The sequence below is a fragment of the Rhizobium viscosum genome (assembly GCF_014873945.1).
Taxonomy (GTDB): domain Bacteria; phylum Pseudomonadota; class Alphaproteobacteria; order Rhizobiales; family Rhizobiaceae; genus Rhizobium; species Rhizobium viscosum.
Genome location: NZ_JADBEC010000002.1, coordinates 2,378,261 through 2,396,089 on the forward strand (window position 1 = coordinate 2,378,261; position 17,829 = coordinate 2,396,089).

A 17,829-nucleotide genomic window follows, 5' to 3' on the forward strand; every position below is an offset into this window, starting at 1 on the left:
GCCCCTCAATCAGTTGGAGAAGGCGGCAATGCCTGTGATCGCGCGACCGAGAATAAGCGCATGAATGTCATGCGTTCCCTCGTAGGTGTTGACCACTTCGAGATTGACGAGGTGGCGGGCGACGCCGAACTCGTCGGAAATGCCGTTGCCGCCCAGCATGTCGCGGGCTGCCCGGGCAATCTCCAGTGCCTTGCCACAGGAATTGCGCTTGAGGATCGAGGTTAGTTCGACAGGCGGATGGCCCTCTTCCTTCATGCGGCCGAGACGCAAACATCCCTGGAGGCCGAGCGAGATTTCGGTTGCCATATCGGCAAGCTTCTTCTGGATGAGTTGGTTGGCGGCGAGCGGCCGGCCAAACTGCTGGCGGTCCAGCGTATATTGCCGGGCCGTCGCATAGCAGGCTTCGGCCGCACCAAGCGCGCCCCAGGCGATGCCGAAGCGAGCGGAGTTGAGGCAGGTAAACGGACCCTTGAGGCCGCTGACGTGGGGCAGTAGGTTCTCTTCCGGCACGAAGACATTGTCCATGACGACTTCGCCTGTGATCGAGGCGCGAAGTCCGACCTTGCCCTGGATCTTTGGAGCCGACAGGCCCTTCGAGCCTTTTTCCAGGATGAAGCCGCGGATGAGCCCATCCTCGGTCTTTGCCCAGACGACGAAGACATCGGCAATCGGTGCGTTTGAGATCCAGGTCTTGGAACCCGTCAGGCTATAACCGCCATCGACCTTCTTTGCCCGTGTCGCCATGGAGCCCGGATCAGAGCCGTGATTGGGCTCGGTCAGGCCAAAACACCCGATCCATTCGCCGGTCGCAAGCTTCGGCAGATATTTCTTCTTCTGCTCTTCGGAGCCAAAGGCGTTGATCGGCACCATGACGAGCGAGGACTGCACGCTCATCATCGAGCGGTAACCACTGTCGACCCGCTCCACTTCGCGGGCGATCAGGCCGTAAGCGACATAGCCGAGGCCAGCACCACCATATTCAGGATCGATGGTCGGGCCGAGAAGACCGAGTTCACCCATTTCCCGGAATATTTCCGGATCGGTCTTCTCATTGCGGAAGGCTTCAAGGACACGGGGGCCGAGCTTTTCTTGCGCATAGGCATGGGCGGTCTCCTGCACCATGCGCTCCTCGTCGGTCAGTTGCTCCACGAGCCGGAAGGGATCCGCCCAGTCGAAAACCTCGCGCGTATGCTGCATGTCCAGTCTCCTCACCTGTATTTACGCATGCTGATTTAAGGTCGCATAGACCTGCCCGTTTGCGGCGTCAACAAGGCAGCTATCGCGCCAAAATGTAGAAGTCACCTTTTCAAACGCTGATCGTTGCGCCAGTTTGCGCGCAACGGATTCTGGAATGAGGAGGCAGACATGTCATCGAGCGATCTTTTCGTATCGGCCGAAGGTGCCGACTGGGTAAACCCCGAACCGGGTGTGACTCGCCGCATCATGACCTATCTGCCTGAGATGATGATGGTGGAAGTGGCTTTCGAGGCTGGTGCCGTGGGTGCTGCGCATTTCCACCCCCATATACAGGCGAGCTATGTTGCCGAAGGAAGCTTCGAAGTGACGATTGATGGCCGCACTGAAGTCTTGAACCAGGGCGGCAGCTTCATCGTGCCGCCCAATCTGGTCCACGGCGTCAAGGCGCTGGAAAAAGGGCGCCTGATCGACACTTTCACGCCGCATCGCGCCGAATTTCTGAAATAGTCACATCTCTGCCTTCGCCTTTCGCGCCGTGCCGATATAGGGCGGGATGAAACAGGCGTCTTCGCTGCGTGCGGTTTCCCTCAGGAAGTCGATGACGGCGCGCACGCGCGGCGCTTGCTTCAAGTCGCGGTGGCATGTGATCCAGTAGTGTCGCTTAAGATCGATCTCGTCGGGCAGCACTCGCACCAGTTCGGGATAACGGCAGGCGAAGAAATAGGGCAGTATGCCGAGGCCCAGACCGTTTCTGGTGGCCGTCAGTTGCGCGAAGATGCTGGAACTCTGGAATTGCGGCTTGATGCGCGGATGCACGTCGCCAAGATAATCGAGCCCCGGTGCGAAGATCATTTCCTCGATATAGCTGATGAAGGGATGGTTCAGCAGGTCGTCACGCGTGGTGATGGGTGCTGCGCGGGCAAGATAGTCGCGCGAGGCGTAGACCTGCAGATGATAGTCCGTCAGCTTTTCCGCAAAGTAGGGGCCGCCTTTGGGCTCGTCGAGGACGACGGAAATATCCGCCTCCTTGCGGGAGAGCGACATGATCTGCTGGATGGTGACGAGTTCCAGCGCCAGATGCGGATGGCGGGCAGCAAATTGCGGCAGGACGGTTGCAAAGAAGAAATTGGCAAAGCCCTCGGGTGCGCTGAGGCGCACGAGACCGCGCTGGCTGAGCGAGCCATCGGCGAGATCGGCTCGCAGCCGCTCTGTTTCCTGTTCCATCTTCTCGGCGGTTTCCACAAAGCGTGTGCCCATGGCAGTCAGCACGTAACCGCGCGGATTGCGCTCGAAGAGCTTCACCTTCAGTGCGAATTCCAGCCGATCGATGCGCCGTGACACGGTCGCGTGGCTTGAGCGCAACTGTCGGGCCGCCGTCGAAAGCTGCCCAGTGCGGGCGACGGCTAGAAAAAACTGCAGATCGTCCCAGGTAAATTGCGAAGCATGGCTCATCGGCGTCGCCTATCCGTCTACGTCTTTGGTCTAATGCCGCCCGTCAAGGAGCATGCTGTGACTGTCGCCGGAGCGGCGTTGTGACGGGTTCTGTTCAAAAACGAACAGATACTGTTTGGAATTAGATGTAAACCGCCAGTTGCCTCATGGAGGAAATTCCGTGATCGTAGGGGCGGAGTGGCTGCTTTGAGGAGAGCGGGTCGCCAAATTTGAACAGATTCGCAATCTGGCCAATCTCTGGGAGGAGAGACTATGCGAAAGAATTTCATTGCATCCATTGCATTTTTGCTTGCAAGCAGCACGGCTGTGTTTGCGCAAAGCGCAGCCATTTCCGACGGCAAGGTCAAGATCGGCATTCTGAACGACCAGTCGGGCGTCTATGCCGACTTCGGTGGTAAGTCCTCTGTCGAGGCCGCGAAGATGGCCGTCGAGGACTTCGGCGGCAAGGTACTCGACATGCCCGTCGAGATCGTCGATGCCGATCACCAGAACAAGCCTGATATCGCCTCCAACATTGCCCGCCAGTGGTATGACACCGAACAGGTCGATGCCATCATGGAGCTGACGACCTCTTCCGTGGCGCTTGCCGTTCAGGCCATCGGCAAGGAAAAGAAGAAGATCGATATCGTCACCGGTGCTGCGACGACGGATCTCACCGGCAAGGCCTGCTCGCCCTACGGCTTCCATTGGGCCTATGACACCCATGCTCTGGCCGTCGGCACCGGCGGTGCGCTGGTCAAACAGGGCGGCGACAGCTGGTTCTTTCTGACAGCGGACTATGCCTTCGGCTATTCGCTGGAACAGCAGACTACCGATTACGTGAAGGCGAGCGGCGGCACGGTCGTCGGTTCGGTGCGCCATCCCTTGTCGACCCAGGACTTCTCGTCCTTCCTGCTGCAGGCGCAATCATCCGGCGCCAAAGTGATCGGCCTTGCCAATGCCGGTCTCGATACGTCGAATGCCATCAAGCAGGCCGCTGAATTCGGCATCACCCAGGGCGGCCAGCATCTGGCGGCGCTGCTCTTCACGCTTGCCGAAGTTCATGGCTTGGGCATGGAGGCCGCGCAGGGCCTTACGCTGACGGAAGGTTATTACTGGAACCGCGATGACCAGAGCCGCGAATTCGCCAAGAAGTTCTTCGCCCGTACCGGTAAAATGCCGAACATGGTCCACACCGGCACCTATTCGGCCGTCCTGCAATATCTGAAGGCAATCCAGAAGGCCGGTACGGATGAGACGGAAGCCGTCGCCAAGCAGCTTCATGAAATGCCCGTCGACGATGTCTTCGGCCGTGGCGGCACAGTTGGCCCGAACGGCCGTATGATCCACGACATGTACCTGCTGCAGGTCAAGAAACCATCGGAAAGCAAGGAGCCGTGGGACTACTTCAACGTTCTCGCCACCATCCCAGGCAAGGAAGCCTATATCGACCCCGCCAAGAGCGGCTGCGATCTGGTGAAGTGAACGATGGCGGTTTCCGCAATTGAAACTCAGGCCAAGCCGCGGGTGGTGCTTTCCGCCCGCGGCCTGCAGCGCGATTTCGGCGGCTTCACGGCCGTCAAGAATGTCGATCTCGATGTGCATGATGCGAGCGTGCATGCGCTGATTGGGCCAAATGGTGCCGGCAAGACGACGGTGTTCAACCTGCTCACCAAGTTCCTGCAGCCGACATCAGGCACCATCACGCTGATGGGCACTGACATCACCAGGACGCCGCCCGACCGGGTGGCGCGCATGGGCCTCGTCCGCTCCTTCCAGATATCAGCCGTCTTCCCCCACCTTTCCGTGCTCGACAATGTTCGAGTTGCCCTGCAGCGTCCGAACAATCTTTCCACGCAATTCTGGCGACCGCTTTCGGCGCTCGACAGCCTGAACGACCGGGCCGAGCAATTGCTTGCGAGCGTGGGGCTTTCCAAGGAGCGCGATCATATCGCCGCCGATCTCTCCTATGGCCGCAAGCGCGTGCTGGAGATTGCCACCACGCTGGCGCTAGATCCGAAAGTACTGCTGCTCGACGAGCCGATGGCCGGCATGGGGCAGGAGGATGTCAGCGTCGTTTCCGCCATCATCCGCGATGTCGCCCGCGACCGGGCGGTTCTGATGGTCGAGCACAATCTCTCCGTTGTCGCCAATATCTGCCAGCATGTCACCGTGTTGCAGCGTGGTGAGATCCTCGCCGAGGGCGACTATGCGACCGTCAGCCAGGACGAGCGCGTGCGCCAGGCCTATATGGGCACGGAGGAGCATCACTGATGGCGCCGCTTCTCGAAGTTCAGGGGCTGAATGCCTGGTACGGCGAAAGCCATATCCTGCACGGCATCGACATGACGGTCGGCGAGGGCGAGATGATCACCATTCTCGGCCGCAATGGTGTCGGCAAGACGACGACCTTGCGCACCATCACCGGTATCGTGCGTGCCCGAAAGGGAAAGATCAGTTTTGCCGGCACCGATATGATGCATGTGCCGCTTCACAAGACGGCCCACAAGGGCATCGGTTTCGTGCCGGAGGAACGCGGCATCTTCGCGACGCTGACGGTTTCGGAAAATCTGATGTTGCCGCCCGTCGTGGCGCCCGGCGGCATGACCCTCGATGAAATCTACGAGCTTTTTCCAAATCTTTATGAGCGGCGCACGAGCTCCGGCACCAAGCTTTCCGGCGGCGAGCAGCAGATGCTGGCGATCGCCCGTATCCTGCGCACCGGCGTGCGCCTCTTGTTGCTCGATGAGCCGACCGAAGGGCTGGCGCCTGTTATCGTCCAACGTATTGGCGAGGTTCTGAGGACGCTGAAGGAGCGTGGCATGACCATCGTGCTCGTCGAACAGAATTTCCGTTTCGCAAGCCGTATTGCCGATCGCTTCTATCTGATGGATCATGGGCAGATGGTCTCGGAATTCCCGGTGAGCGAACTGCCGCAGCGCATGGATATGCTGCACAAGGTTCTGGGAGTGTGATGCGATGACGATGATCTTCGGCATTCCCTTGCAGGCGCTGCTCGGCCAGCTGCTGATCGGCCTGATCAACGGGTCCTTCTATGCGCTGCTGAGCCTTGGTCTTGCGATCATTTTCGGCCTTCTGCGCGTCATCAACTTCGCGCACGGCGCCCAATATATGCTCGGCGCTTTCGTCGCCTATCTGCTGCTGAATTATCTCGGGATCGGTTACTGGCCTTCGCTGATCCTGGCGCCCGTCATCGTCGGAGTTGCCGGCGCTGTCATCGAGCGGCTCTTCTTGCGCCGGCTCTATGATCTCGATCCGCTCTACGGCCTGCTCTTCACCTTCGGTCTGGCGCTCGCCGTCGAGGGCACGTTCCGCTATCTCTATGGCTCTTCGGGCCAGCCCTATGCAACGCCGCCAGCGCTAGCCGGCGGCATGAACCTCGGCTTCATGTTCCTGCCGATCTATCGCGGTTGGGTGGTGGTCGTTTCGCTTGTCGTCTGCATTGGCACCTGGCTGCTGATCGAAAAGACCAAGCTCGGCGCCTATCTGCGCTCGGCAACGGAAAATGCCACGCTCGTGCAGGTCTTCGGCGTCAACGTGCCTGTTCTCTTGACCTTCACCTATGCGCTCGGCGCCGGCCTTGCCGCTTTTGCCGGTGTGCTCGCAGCACCCATCTATCAGGTCTCGCCGCTGATGGGCTCGAACATGATCATCGTCGTCTTTGCCGTGGTCGTGGTCGGCGGCATGGGTTCGATCATGGGCGCCATCATCACCGGCTATGTGCTTGGCATCGCGGAGGGCCTGACCAAGGTTTTCTATCCGGAAGCCTCCAATATCGTCATCTTCGTCATCATGGCGATCGTGCTTCTCATCAGGCCCGCGGGCCTCTTCGGCCGGGATGCGTGACATGGCTGACATCACCGAAACCATCCGAACGGAAAAGAGCCGCACCGCGCTCTCGGTGCAGACCGGCTTCCTGATTATCGGGCTGCTTCTTCTGTTGCTGGCGCCCTTCTTCTTCTATCCGATCTTCTTGATGAAGCTGCTCTGCTTCGCGCTCTTTGCCTGCGCCTTCAACCTGCTGCTCGGCTATACCGGCCTGCTTTCCTTCGGCCATGCCACCTTTTTCGGCGGGGCTGCTTATTTCACCGCTTATACGGTCAAATCCTGGGGCTTCCCGCCGGAACTCGGCATTCTCGTCGGCGTTGTGGGGGCGGCCCTTCTCGGCCTCGTCATGGGTTTCTTCGCGATCCGCCGGCAAGGCATCTATTTCGCCATGATCACGCTGGCGCTGTCGCAGATGTTCTTCTTCTTCTGCCTGCAGGCCAAATTTACCGAAGGCGAGGACGGCATCCAGTCCGTGCCGCGCGGTCACCTCTTCGGCTTCATCGATCTCAACAGTTCCACCAACATGTACTATTTCGTGCTGGCGGTGTTCCTGATCGGGTTGCTGATCATCTGGCGCTTCATCAATTCGCCCTTCGGCATGATCCTGAAATCGATCCGCGAGAACGAGCAGCGGGCTATCTCGCTCGGCTATTCCGTGGCGCGCTACAAGCTCGGCGCTTTCGTCATGTCTGCAGCTCTTGCCGGGCTTGCCGGATCGGTCAAGGCGCTGGTCTTCCAGTTTGCGACGCTGACGGATGTCGCCTGGCAGATGTCTGGCGAAGTGATTCTGATGACGCTGCTCGGCGGCATCGGTACGCTGATCGGCCCGGTCTTCGGCGCTGGCCTCGTCGTGACGCTGCAGAATTATCTCGCGACCTCGGAATTTCCGGTGACCATCATCACCGGCGTCGTCTTCATGATTTGCGTGCTGATCTTCCGCCGCGGCATCATCGGCGAATTCTACGCCTCGCGGCTCGGGCGTAAACTGGGCTTTGTCTACCGCCGCTGAACGGGCGGACCTCTTTTCCTGCAATGGGAAAAGACGTGCAGCGGCGCCGCGAAATCCCGCTTCCCCGACCCGGGGAGGCGGGACGCAGCCTTTTCGGAGTGCATGATCCATGGATCGCTACGACTATATCATCATCGGCGCAGGCAGCGCCGGCTGCGTGCTCGCAAACCGGCTATCGGCCGATCGCAACTCCAGGGTTCTGCTGCTGGAGGCGGGTGGCAACGACAATTACCACTGGATCCACATTCCCGTCGGTTACCTCTACTGCATCAACAATCCACGCACCGATTGGTGTTTTACGACCGCGCCCGAGGACGGGCTGAATGGGCGGGCGCTGAATTATCCGCGCGGTAAGGTGCTCGGCGGCTGTTCCTCGATCAACGGCATGATCTATATGCGCGGCCAGGCCCGCGACTACGATCTTTGGCGGCAGATGGGCTGCACCGGCTGGGGATGGGACGACGTGCTGCCCTATTTCCGCAGGTCAGAGGATCACTACAAGGGCGAGGACGAGATGCACGGCGCCGGCGGTGAATGGCGCGTGGAAAAGGCGCGCGTGCGTTGGGACGTGCTCGACGCCTTCCAGCAGGCGGCCAGGGAGGCCGGCATTCCCGAAACGACGGATTTCAATCGGGGCAGCAACGAAGGCTCCGGCTATTTCGACGTCAACCAGCGCGCCGGCATCCGCTGGAACGCGACGAAGGCCTTTCTGCGCCCCGCCATGAAGCGCGGCAATCTCACTGTCATGACCAAGGCGCAGGTGCGGCGGCTGCTGGTTGAGGAAGGTTCCGTCACCGGCGTCGAGTTCCAGCATGGCGGCAGGGCGAAACGGGCCTATGCCGCAAAGGAAACGGTGCTTTCGGCTGGCTCCATCGGCTCGCCACATATCCTGGAACTGTCAGGCGTCGGCCGCGGTGAGGTTCTGCGTCAGGCTGGCATCGATGTGCTGACAGAGGTGAAGGGCATTGGCGAGAACCTGCAGGACCATCTGCAGCTTCGGCTTGCCTATAAGGTCACCGGCGTTCCGACGCTGAACGAAAAGGCGTCGAAGCTGATCGGCAAGGCGGCGATCGGGCTCGAATATCTCATGCACCGCTCCGGCCCGATGGCGATGGCGCCGAGCCAGCTTGGCATCTTCACCCGCTCCGGTCCGGACAAGGAAACGCCCGACCTGCAATATCACGTGCAGCCGGTGTCACTGGACAAGTTCGGCGATCCCGTTCACACCTTCCCGGCGATTACGGCAAGTGTCTGCAATCTCCGGCCGGAAAGCCGCGGTTCCGTGCATGTCTCCAGCCCCGATTTTGCTGCCCAGCCCGTCATTGCTCCAAAATACCTCTCGACGCAGCGCGATCGCGACATAGCTGTTCGTTCGATAAAGCTCACACGCCGGATCGTTGCGCAGCCTTCTTTCGCCCGCTTCCATCCGGAGGAGTTCAAGCCGGGACCGAGCTACCAGAGCGAAGCGGAGCTCGAGAAGGTGGCGGGCGATATCGGCACAACGATTTTTCACCCAGTCGGCACCTGTCGCATGGGCGTCGACAAGGAGAGCGTCGTCGACCCGCGGCTGAGATTGCGGGCGCTCGGCAAGCTCAGGATAGCGGATGCCTCGGTGATGCCAGCCATCACCTCGGGTAACACCAATTCGCCGACGATCATGATCGCCGAAAAGGCGGCGGCCATGATCCTCGAAGACAACAGATAGGAGGAGAGCATGGCAAGGATTGGATTTATCGGGCTCGGTAATATGGGCGGGCCGATGGCGGCCAATCTCGTCAAGGCCGGCCACGAGGTTCTCGGCTTCGATCTGGCCGCACCCGTGCTGAAGGCGGCTGAGGAAAGCGGCGTGAAGCCTGCAAGCCATGCCAGCCAGGCGGTCAAGGAGGCGGAGATCGTCATCACCATGCTGCCGCAGGGCAAACATGTGCTGACGGCCTGGACCGATATCCTGCAATCGGTCGCGCAGGGCATGCTCGTCATCGATTGCTCGACCATCGATGTCGAAAGCAGCCGCAGGGCGCATGAGATGGCAAAAGCCGCAAGCTGCCTGTCGCTCGATGCACCGGTTTCCGGTGGCACCGGCGGAGCGAGCGCCGGCACGCTGACCTTTATGGCTGGCGGCTCCGAAGAGGCTTTCGCCAAGGCGAAGCCGATCCTCGAGGCCATGGGTAAGAAGATCGTCCATTGTGGCGAGGCGGGTGCCGGACAGGCGGCGAAGATCTGCAATAACATGATCCTCGGTATCTCCATGGTCGGCGTCTGCGAAGCTTTCGTGCTTGCCGAAAAACTCGGCCTCTCGCATCAGGCGCTCTTCGATGTCGCCTCGACCTCATCCGGCCAGTGCTGGTCGATCAACACCTATTGCCCAGTACCGGGACCGGTGCCGACATCGCCGGCCAACAATGATTACAAGCCGGGCTTCGCCGCAGCTTTGATGCTGAAGGATCTCAGGCTCTCGCAGGAGGCCGCACTTGCAAGCGGCGCCTCCACGCCGCTTGGCGCAGAGGCCGCGCAGCTTTATGCGCTCTTCGAGAAGCTCGGCAACGGCGGCAGGGATTTCTCCGCCATCATCGAGATGTTCCGCGAAAAGACGTGAGACGGATTTACCGCTCCCAGTAAGCGCCGATGCTCATCTTGTGACGGTCGTGGCCCTGCTCGGTCTTGAGGAAATCGCGGATGCGCTTGGCCTCGGACCGTTCGCAACCGGCCCAGACGAAAGTGTCGGCTTCGGCGTCGGCCAGGGCGCCTTTGATGGCGCTTTCGATAAGACCCATTGTGCCGGCGGGTGCGCCGTTGCGATGCATCCAGGTAAGCTCGACTGTGCCGGCGGACGGCAACGGCAATTCTTCCGAAGGACCATCAACTTCGAGGAAGATACGCAACTGTGTTCCCACGGGAACTTCTGCGGCGATGCGCGAGATCGCGGGCAGTGCCGTCTCGTCCCCCGCAAGGATCATCGACGTGGCTTCGGGGACACCACCGCCACCGGGACCGAGCGCGCCGGCAATGTCACCGGGCTGCGCATTCACGGCCCATTCAGCGCCGGGCATGTTTTCACCCTCGTGCAGCACGAAATCGATATCGATCTCGCCGCGTTCCAGATCGATGCTACGGAATGTATAGATACGCACGGTCAGTGCGTCCTCGTCCTTTGCCCATTCGATGCGACCGTCCGCGCGCAGCTTCGGCCAGACCGGCGTTCGGCCTTTCGGCGGAATCAACAGACGGAAATGCAGGCCGCCGTGGGCGAAATGTTCGGTATCATCGCAGGCAACGGTTACCCGGCGCATATGCGGGCTAATGTTGCGGGCGCCGATCATCCGGATTTCGCGCAGGTCCGGCAGGCGGTCAGCCTTCGGCGCATCCGACCACGTCAGCTCCAGCGTGTCTTCACCGGCGAAATGGAAGAGATGCTCGGCCAGCACCGAACGGACATTCTGCAGCGCCCGCGCACTCTTGCAGGAGAGTTCGATCGCAAGCTTCGGGCCTTCGTGGCGGATATCCGCCTTGCCGATGGTCATCTCCAGCGTCACCAGATCGCCGTCGCGTTTGACGGTGCTGTGTTCGACGAAATGCGAGCAAAGCTCATCGAGCATCCTGCCGGGGTCGACGGCGATTGCAACGCCGGATGCGGTAAAAGGTGCAGCCATCATTGCTTGATGTCCTTTCGCGAAAGCAGCCAGATGAGATAGGGGCCGCCGATCAGCGCCGCGAAGAGGCCGACTGGCACCTGATAGGGATAGATGACGACGCGTGAAAGCCAGTCCGCCGTCATCAGTACGCAGGCGCCGAAGAGCACGCTCGCCGCAAGCTGTTGGCCAGGCCGATGGAAGCCGGCGAGCCGCGCAAGATGCGGTGCTATGAGCCCGGTGAGACTGAGCGGACCGACGAGGAAGGAGGCGATCGCGGTCATCAATGCGGCGAGGACGGCAAGCACCAGACGGCTGGCGCCGACGCGAAGACCGAGCGCGCGGCTGGAATTGCCGCCAAGCGGCAGCATCGTCAGCCAGCGGCGAAGGAAGGGCAGTGGCGCGACCAGCACGACGAGCGAGATCACAGCCGTCCAGGCCTCAAAGGCGCTGGCGCGATTGGTTGAGCCGGAGAGCCAGGTGAGCAGGACATAACCGCGCATATCGCCCTGTGCGAGCACCATGGTGACGATCGCCATGGCGAAGGCGCCGATGCCGACGCCGGCGAGCAGCATGCGCTCCGGTGAGAACTGCGTGCGTGCTGAAATGGCGATCATGGCGCTGAAGGCGGCCAGCGCGCCGAGCGCCATGGCGATCAGCATGATGACGGGCGAAGGGAAGCCGAAGACGAACAGCGCCACCGTCAGCCCTGCGCCGGCACCACTGCTGATCCCGAGCACTTCCGGGCTTGCAATCGGATTACCGGTCACCCGCTGCATGATGAACCCGGCTGCCGCGAGCATGCCGCCGGCGCCCGCCGCAACGATGGTGCGCGGCAGGCGGAAGGGCAGGAGATCGCTGAACGGCATGTCGGTGGCAAAATGCCAGCCGTCCTCAGCTGGGCCTAGGGTGAGGAAGACGACAAAGAGCAAAATGATCGCAGCAGAGAGTCCGGCGAGAGTGACCAGAGGTTTGGAAAGCCTCTTGAAAGTCGCTGTCGATTGCGCGGCGACCGCCGAGACGGAATGCACGCGCGGCAGCAGGAAAAGCAGTAGCGGCCCACCGAGCAGAGCGGTGGCAGCCCCCGTTGGAGCGAGATCGGTAAAGCCGGGGCTGAGGATTTGTGTCAGGCAATCGGTGAGGAATAACAGTCCGGCACCCGTCAGCGGTGCTGCGATCATCAGGCTTCCAGCGCTGCGCGCGCCTAAGAGCCTTGCGATTGCAGGGGCAGCGAGGCCGAGAAAGCCGATGACGCCGACTTCGGCGGTGACCGAGGCTGCGAGCCAGACGGCAAGAGCGAGAATGGCAAACCGCGCGGAATGCAGCGCGAGGCCGAGGCTCCTGGCGCTGTTATCATCGAGCGTCAGAATGCGGAGCGGCCGTACGAGTAGCATGGCAGCAGCGAAACCGAGGATGAGGCGTGGCCCGAGCGAAAGCACGCCATTCCAGTCCTGCTGGCTGAGCGAACCGGCGCCCCAGATATAGATCGACATGGCATATTCGCCGCGCGCCAGGATGAGCGTAACACTCAACGCGGCGGCGATCATGCTGACGATCATGCCTGAGAGCGCGACAGTGACCGGATCGAGCCCGTGTCGCCAGCTGAGCGCCAGCACGATCGCGACGGCCCCGAGCCCGCCGCCGAAGGCGACAATCTCACGCGAAAACCCTGATAGCAGCGGCGAGAAGCTGAGGGCTGCCGTCATCGCCAGTTCCGCACCGGAGGCAATACCGAGCGTCGAGGCGTCGGCAATTGGATTGCGCAGCACGCGCTGCAGCAGCGTACCGGAAAGGCCGAGTGCCGCACCAGCGATCAGCGCCAGCACGGCGCGAGGCAGGATGCTGTTCCAGAGCAACACGCCGTCGAGCATGGCGGCTTGAGCGGTATCGCCGGGTACCTGCGGGCGCGTTGCGATCAGAAGCGTGAAGGCAGCGATGCAAAGGGCCGGAAGCACGATCGCTGCAAATGGAATACTCGGACCGCGGGCAGGCCGAGCGACACTAACCATTCCATGCATGACCAAGCCCCTCCTGCAGAAGATCGGCAAAACGCATGGCAGCCGGCAGCCCGCCATAGGGATTGATGGAGCCAAGAATCAACACGCGCTTTTCCCGCACCGCCGGCAGCGCATTCCAGAAGGCGCTGGTCGAAAGTGCCTCGATCGCCTCTGCCGGGTGAGGCGGGATCATGACGATCCAGGCATCCGGCATCGACGCGAGCGTTTCGATGCCGATGGGCGCGGCGGCCGAATAGCTGGTTGCGTCCCGCCAAGCGTTGGTGAGCCCGACACGCTTCAACACCTCGCCGAACATGCTGTCGGAGCCGAAGACGCGGAAATGCCGGGCATCACCGAGATTGATCGGGATTACGGGCCGGCCGTCGCCTGCTGCAAAACCCGTCTTGTAACGGTCGAGCTTGGCGGAAATCTCTTCGGTGAGCTGCCTTGCGGCGGCGAGCTGCAGCCGTTCGCCGATCGCGATCGTTGCCTGTTCGGCAAGCGCGTAAGGGCTTTCGTCCGGCCTGTAGATGGCGTGGCTTTCTACAGGCGTGATCGGCTGCATTCGGGCATCCGCCCAGGCGTAGAAATTCGAGTTGAAGATCAGCTCCGGGCGGGCAAACCGCAGCACCTCGAAATTCGGCGTACCACGCAGGCCAAGGTCGGCGACGCCACCGGGAACGACAGGCGTTACCGCCACCTCGCGGAACTGGCGGAGTTCCGTTCCGGCAACCACATTGGCGCCGATCGCCAGCAGGGTTTCGAGCAGGGCCCAATCGAGGGTCGCGACGCGCAGGCTGTCGCCCGCCCGCAGGAGCGCGGGGGCCGACAGCGCGGCCGCCGCACCGGTCAGAAACTGCCTGCGGGAGAAAAATGCCATGGCCTACAACAGATAGCTGACCGGCTCGTTGCGAACCGGATGCGGGAAGACGCCCATGCCGACGCCGAAGATCGACTGCAGCATGTCGGCCTGCATGATTTCGGCCGGTGCGCCTTCGGCAGTGATGCGACCACGGTTGAGCGCGATGATTGCGTCGCAATAGCGCGCTGCGAGATTGATGTCGTGCAGCACGATGACAACGGTCAGGCCGCGTTCATGGCTGAGCTCCTGCACGAGTGACAGCACGCTTGCCTGATGCGCGAGATCGAGCGCCGATGTCGGCTCGTCGAGCAGCAGGCAGCGGGCGTTCTGGGCAAGCATCATCGCGATCCAGGCGCGCTGGCGCTCGCCGCCGGACATGCTGGCAACGAGACGATCGGCAAAATCCTCGAGTTCTGTGCGAACGATCGCTTCCTCGACCATGTCGTGGTCGGTGGCACTGAAACGGCCGAGCGTGCCGTGCCAGGGGAAACGGCCGAGCGCCACCAGTTCTCGCACCGTCATGCCATCGGTCGCAGGCGTGAATTGCGGCATATAAGCGACATGGCGGGCGAAGGCGCGGCTGCCCCAGTCGGCGTCCGCCTTGCCGTCGAAGGAGATCGAGCCACTCTTCGGGCCGATCTGCCGGGCAATGATTTTCAGCAGCGTGCTCTTGCCGGAGCCGTTCGGGCCGACAAGGCCATAGATGCGGCCGGCCTCAAGCGTCAGATCGATACCATCAAGAATGGGTCTGTTGCCGATGGCATAGTCGATCCCGGTAAGGTTCAGGAAGGGCGTGGACACAAGGAAACTCCGGCTTTGCTGCAAAGGGGTCGGGAGGGTCGAGCCCTCCCTTTCATGCAGCTTCCTGAAAAACTGAACTCGATTTGTCAACTTACCATTTCTTGCTGAGTTTGAAAGTGACCGTGCGCGCATCGCCATAACCGCAGACAGTCAGGCCGCCGCAGCTTTCGACATATTCCTTGTCGAAGAGGTTCGCGACGTTGAGCGAAGCGCCCCAGTTTTCCTTCTCATAGCGGATCGCCGCATCGACGAGGGTGGCAGCCGGCACCTTTGCGGTATTGGCTTCATCAGCCCAGGACGTTCCCTGATGGCGTACGCCGGCGCCGAAGCTCAGGCCTTCCATGACGCCTGTCGTGACCGTGTAGTCGACCCAGAGCGAGGCCGTCACCTTCGGCACGATATAGGGCGACTTACCGACAAGAGCGGGATTGGCGTCGTTTTCCGTCACTTCCATATCCGTATAGGCAAGCGAAGCGAGGACCTTCCAGTTGTCGGTGAGGTTGACCTTGCCTTCAAGTTCGGCACCGCGCGACACGACCTCGCCAAGCTGGCTCTGGGCGAAAGTTGCAGGGTTGGTCACCGTATTGTTGCGCTTGGTGATGTGGAAGACGGAAGCCGTCAGTGTGCCGTCGATGAAGGTCGGATCATATTTGATGCCACCTTCGAATTGCTGGCCCTCTTCCGGCTTCAGGGCGCCGGAGACGCCAGTGCCGATCAGCGGATTGAAGAAGGTCGCAGCGCTGACGTAGGGGGTCAAGCCGTTGTCGAATTCGTAAGCCAGGCCGACACGTCCGCTGACGGCGCTGTCGTCGGAATTGTAGGTCGTCCCGACGACCGCGTCGGAATCGGTATCCACATAGTCGTAACGGCCGTTGAGCGTTAGCAGCCAGCCGTTGCCGAAATGGATTTGGTCTTGCCCATAGATGCCGAGCTGCCTCTGCGTGACGACCTGATCGATCTGTGTGCTGTTTGCCGGCTGTGGCAGACCGTAGATCGGGTCTGTGGCGCTGATCGGCGTTGCAGAAATCGGCCACGTCGGCCATTTCTGCAGATTGTCGAGATTGTAGTATTTGTAGTCGAGGCCGACGAGCATGTTGTGGGTGGCACCGCCAAACTCGGCTTCGCCTTCCAGTCGGTTGTCGATACCGAAGGAATCGACGCCGGAACGGCCCTCGAAACCGATGCGGCCAAGCAGGTAGTCGGGGCCGGTGGGCACGCCGCCGACCCATCCGTTGAGGTAGGGACCGATCTCATGCTTGTCGAGGCGGCCGTAACGTAGATTCTGGGAGAATTTGATGCCGTTGTCGAACTCGTGCTCGAATTCGTAGCCGATCATCTTCTGGACATAGCTGCCGTCATCGATGTCAGGCTCACCGTAGAAGGCGTCGCGCGGAATCTTGCCGAACGGTGCATCCTTGACCGTGCCGACATAGGGGAAGAAACCGTTGCCAGTATGAACCTGGTCGAGGCCGCCGAGATAGCCCCAGACCGTGAAGCGTGTTGCGTCGTCAGGCGCGATTTCCAGCTGCGGCATGATGAAGCCACGGAAATCATGTGAGAAATCCGAATAATTATCGCCGCCGGCAATCTTGCCGGTGATGCGATAGGTCATTGTGTCGCTGGAGCCGACCTTGTCGGAGATATCAAAGCCGGTAAAGGCGTTGCCGTTACTGTTGATGCCGATATCGGTGTAGTAAAGCGGCTCGTCGAGCGGGCGCTTGCGCACGAGATTGATGATGCCGCCCGGGTTGGCGCCGCCATAGAGAACCGAGGCAGGGCCTTTCAGAACATCGATACGCTCCAGCATGAAGGGATCAATCTGGAAGCCGCCGAAGCCGTAGCTGAAGAGGGTGAGGTTGTCGAAGAAGACCCCGGTCTGTGTGGCGTTGAAGCCGCGGATGTAGAACCAGTCGGTATCCGGGTCGTTGCCATAGGGCTGGGCTATGACGCCAGGTGTATAGAGAAGTGCTTCATCGACCTTGTTGGTGATACCGCGGTCATCCATTTCCTGCTTGCCGATGACAGACACCGACTGCGGGATTTCGTTGATCGGCGTATCGCTCTTGGAACCGGCGGACGAATTCTTCGCGACATAGCCTTTGACCGGTCCGGTGGCGGTATCATCGCTGGCACTCTGGACGACGATCGGCGCCAGTTGCGTCGGATTGGCGTCTTGGGCCAGGGCAGGCAGAGCCGCCATGATGCCAATGACGGCCGTTCCCGCTAGAAGATGTGCCTTGATGATGAGACCCCTGGTCTGCGCTCGCATAGAATACCCCACTCGTGCCGTGGCCTGCCTTGCCACGGTATGGCCTTGAATAAGTCGAGTGTTTAACTCAATTTTAATCAGGCGGATTGTCGCGATCGGGTGGAAATTGAACGTTCTTGGGCAATTTTCCGCAGTGCGCGCAATTGCTCGGACGTGTTACAATTACGCAATCTGCGCCTTCTTCCAGTTCGCCGGCGTGGTTCCGAGATGCTTGCGGAAGACTCGGGTAAAATGCGCCTGATCGGCAAAGCCGGTTTCCACGGCAATGGTCGTTAGCGGGAATTCACTCCGGACCAGCAGGTGTTTTGCGCGCTCAAGGCGCGTATTGGTCTGATATTGATGCGGCGCCACGCCTGTCGAAGCCTTGAAGGCATGGCTGAAATGCGATTGCGACAGGCCGGTCAGGACAGCCAGTTCCTCGAGGCGGATATTGCGCAGGCAATTCTCCTCGATGAATTCCGTGGCGCGGCGCAATTGCCAGGCGGCAAGCTTGCTGCGCTTGCGCGGCTGCACCTTGGTGAGCTTTAGCACATCGATGATGAGGGAGAGCGCCAGGCCGTCGCCATAGAGATCATGCAGCGGCAGCGGATTGACGCATTCGGCGGCAATCAGCTGGGCGAGCGACAACAGGCGCTCATCGGAAAACAAGAGCTGCGCATTGGCGAGGCGCTGCGGATCGAGATCATCGCCGAGCCTTCGGCTGATGGTCTCGACATCGAAATGGATGTCGAGATGGCGCAGGGAATGCACATTCACCAGATCGGCCCAGACTTCCATATCGGCCG

General features: G+C 60.9%; 16 protein-coding genes. 8 read left to right on the forward strand and 8 right to left on the reverse strand.

The window, feature by feature from the left end; all coding sequences use genetic code 11:
- Positions 1–9 precede the first annotated feature (9 nt).
- On the reverse strand, positions 10–1,197 hold the full coding sequence (locus H4W29_RS31865) for an acyl-CoA dehydrogenase (protein WP_192732729.1): 1,188 nt from the start codon (positions 1,195–1,197) through the stop codon (positions 10–12).
- Positions 1,198–1,365: 168 nt separating this feature from the next.
- Here H4W29_RS31865 and H4W29_RS31870 point away from each other — a divergent pair, with 168 nt between their 5' ends.
- Positions 1,366–1,704, forward strand: a complete 339-nt coding sequence (locus tag H4W29_RS31870) for a cupin domain-containing protein (RefSeq protein WP_192732730.1) — start codon at positions 1,366–1,368, stop codon at positions 1,702–1,704.
- On the opposite strand, the gene H4W29_RS31875 is transcribed toward H4W29_RS31870, so the two are convergent.
- Positions 1,705–2,649 (reverse strand): LysR family transcriptional regulator, encoded by a 945-nt coding sequence (locus H4W29_RS31875; RefSeq protein ID WP_192732731.1) that lies wholly within the window; start codon positions 2,647–2,649, stop codon positions 1,705–1,707.
- Positions 2,650–2,901: 252 nt separating this feature from the next.
- Between H4W29_RS31875 and H4W29_RS31880 the strand changes: the two genes are divergently transcribed.
- From H4W29_RS31880 to mmsB, 7 genes are all read left to right on the forward strand, one after another.
- On the forward strand, positions 2,902–4,113 hold the full coding sequence (locus tag H4W29_RS31880; RefSeq protein WP_192732732.1) for an ABC transporter substrate-binding protein: 1,212 nt from the start codon (positions 2,902–2,904) through the stop codon (positions 4,111–4,113).
- Between the two features lie 3 nt (positions 4,114–4,116).
- Entirely contained in the window at positions 4,117–4,902 is a 786-nt protein-coding gene (locus tag H4W29_RS31885; protein WP_192732733.1) for an ABC transporter ATP-binding protein, read from the forward strand.
- Entirely contained in the window at positions 4,902–5,603 is a 702-nt protein-coding gene (locus tag H4W29_RS31890) for an ABC transporter ATP-binding protein (protein WP_192732734.1), read from the forward strand. The genes H4W29_RS31885 and H4W29_RS31890 overlap by 1 nt, the downstream gene beginning before the upstream one ends.
- Positions 5,604–5,607: 4 nt before the next feature.
- Positions 5,608–6,495 (forward strand): branched-chain amino acid ABC transporter permease, encoded by an 888-nt coding sequence (locus H4W29_RS31895; protein WP_192732735.1) that lies wholly within the window; start codon positions 5,608–5,610, stop codon positions 6,493–6,495.
- Position 6,496: 1 nt separating this feature from the next.
- A complete protein-coding gene (locus H4W29_RS31900; protein WP_192732736.1) occupies positions 6,497–7,486 on the forward strand; it encodes a branched-chain amino acid ABC transporter permease in 990 nt (329 codons plus the stop codon).
- 109 nt (positions 7,487–7,595) lie between these two features.
- The gene (locus H4W29_RS31905) at positions 7,596–9,191 is read left to right on the forward strand and encodes a GMC family oxidoreductase (RefSeq protein ID WP_192732737.1); all 1,596 of its coding nucleotides are present in this window, start codon (positions 7,596–7,598) and stop codon (positions 9,189–9,191) included.
- Between the two features lie 9 nt (positions 9,192–9,200).
- The gene (mmsB, locus tag H4W29_RS31910) at positions 9,201–10,082 is read left to right on the forward strand and encodes a 3-hydroxyisobutyrate dehydrogenase (RefSeq protein WP_192732738.1); all 882 of its coding nucleotides are present in this window, start codon (positions 9,201–9,203) and stop codon (positions 10,080–10,082) included.
- 7 nt (positions 10,083–10,089) lie between these two features.
- Here mmsB and H4W29_RS31915 read toward each other — a convergent pair whose 3' ends face one another.
- The 6 genes from H4W29_RS31915 to H4W29_RS31940 all read right to left on the reverse strand — a co-directional run.
- Positions 10,090–11,139, reverse strand: a complete 1,050-nt coding sequence (locus tag H4W29_RS31915; RefSeq protein WP_192732739.1) for a siderophore-interacting protein — start codon at positions 11,137–11,139, stop codon at positions 10,090–10,092.
- Entirely contained in the window at positions 11,136–13,124 is a 1,989-nt protein-coding gene (fhuB, locus tag H4W29_RS31920; RefSeq protein ID WP_192732877.1) for a Fe(3+)-hydroxamate ABC transporter permease FhuB, read from the reverse strand. The genes H4W29_RS31915 and fhuB overlap by 4 nt, the downstream gene beginning before the upstream one ends.
- Positions 13,117–13,992, reverse strand: coding sequence for an ABC transporter substrate-binding protein (locus tag H4W29_RS31925; protein WP_192732740.1), 876 nt, complete (start codon positions 13,990–13,992; stop codon positions 13,117–13,119). The genes fhuB and H4W29_RS31925 overlap by 8 nt, the downstream gene beginning before the upstream one ends.
- Before the next feature lie 3 nt (positions 13,993–13,995).
- On the reverse strand, positions 13,996–14,775 hold the full coding sequence (locus H4W29_RS31930) for an ABC transporter ATP-binding protein (protein WP_192732741.1): 780 nt from the start codon (positions 14,773–14,775) through the stop codon (positions 13,996–13,998).
- 91 nt (positions 14,776–14,866) lie between these two features.
- The gene (locus tag H4W29_RS31935) at positions 14,867–17,044 is read right to left on the reverse strand and encodes a TonB-dependent siderophore receptor (protein ID WP_192732742.1); all 2,178 of its coding nucleotides are present in this window, start codon (positions 17,042–17,044) and stop codon (positions 14,867–14,869) included.
- Between the two features lie 162 nt (positions 17,045–17,206).
- The coding region (locus H4W29_RS31940) for an AraC family transcriptional regulator (protein WP_192732743.1) at positions 17,207–17,829 on the reverse strand (623 nt) is incomplete at its 5' end.

What these genes read in the sequence shown, in the direction of transcription:
- H4W29_RS31865 (WP_192732729.1), bottom strand. Translation starts at nt 1,197, where the DNA reads ATGCAGCATACGCGCGAGGTTTTCGACTGGGCGGATCCCTTCCGGCTC.
- H4W29_RS31870 (WP_192732730.1), top strand. Translation starts at nt 1,366, where the DNA reads ATGTCATCGAGCGATCTTTTCGTATCGGCCGAAGGTGCCGACTGGGTA.
- H4W29_RS31875 (WP_192732731.1), bottom strand. Translation starts at nt 2,649, where the DNA reads ATGAGCCATGCTTCGCAATTTACCTGGGACGATCTGCAGTTTTTTCTA.
- H4W29_RS31880 (WP_192732732.1), top strand. Translation starts at nt 2,902, where the DNA reads ATGCGAAAGAATTTCATTGCATCCATTGCATTTTTGCTTGCAAGCAGC.
- H4W29_RS31885 (WP_192732733.1), top strand. Translation starts at nt 4,117, where the DNA reads ATGGCGGTTTCCGCAATTGAAACTCAGGCCAAGCCGCGGGTGGTGCTT.
- H4W29_RS31890 (WP_192732734.1), top strand. Translation starts at nt 4,902, where the DNA reads ATGGCGCCGCTTCTCGAAGTTCAGGGGCTGAATGCCTGGTACGGCGAA.
- H4W29_RS31895 (WP_192732735.1), top strand. Translation starts at nt 5,608, where the DNA reads ATGACGATGATCTTCGGCATTCCCTTGCAGGCGCTGCTCGGCCAGCTG.
- H4W29_RS31900 (WP_192732736.1), top strand. Translation starts at nt 6,497, where the DNA reads ATGGCTGACATCACCGAAACCATCCGAACGGAAAAGAGCCGCACCGCG.
- H4W29_RS31905 (WP_192732737.1), top strand. Translation starts at nt 7,596, where the DNA reads ATGGATCGCTACGACTATATCATCATCGGCGCAGGCAGCGCCGGCTGC.
- mmsB (WP_192732738.1), top strand. Translation starts at nt 9,201, where the DNA reads ATGGCAAGGATTGGATTTATCGGGCTCGGTAATATGGGCGGGCCGATG.
- H4W29_RS31915 (WP_192732739.1), bottom strand. Translation starts at nt 11,139, where the DNA reads ATGATGGCTGCACCTTTTACCGCATCCGGCGTTGCAATCGCCGTCGAC.
- fhuB (WP_192732877.1), bottom strand. Translation starts at nt 13,124, where the DNA reads ATGGTTAGTGTCGCTCGGCCTGCCCGCGGTCCGAGTATTCCATTTGCA.
- H4W29_RS31925 (WP_192732740.1), bottom strand. Translation starts at nt 13,992, where the DNA reads ATGGCATTTTTCTCCCGCAGGCAGTTTCTGACCGGTGCGGCGGCCGCG.
- H4W29_RS31935 (WP_192732742.1), bottom strand. Translation starts at nt 17,044, where the DNA reads ATGCGAGCGCAGACCAGGGGTCTCATCATCAAGGCACATCTTCTAGCG.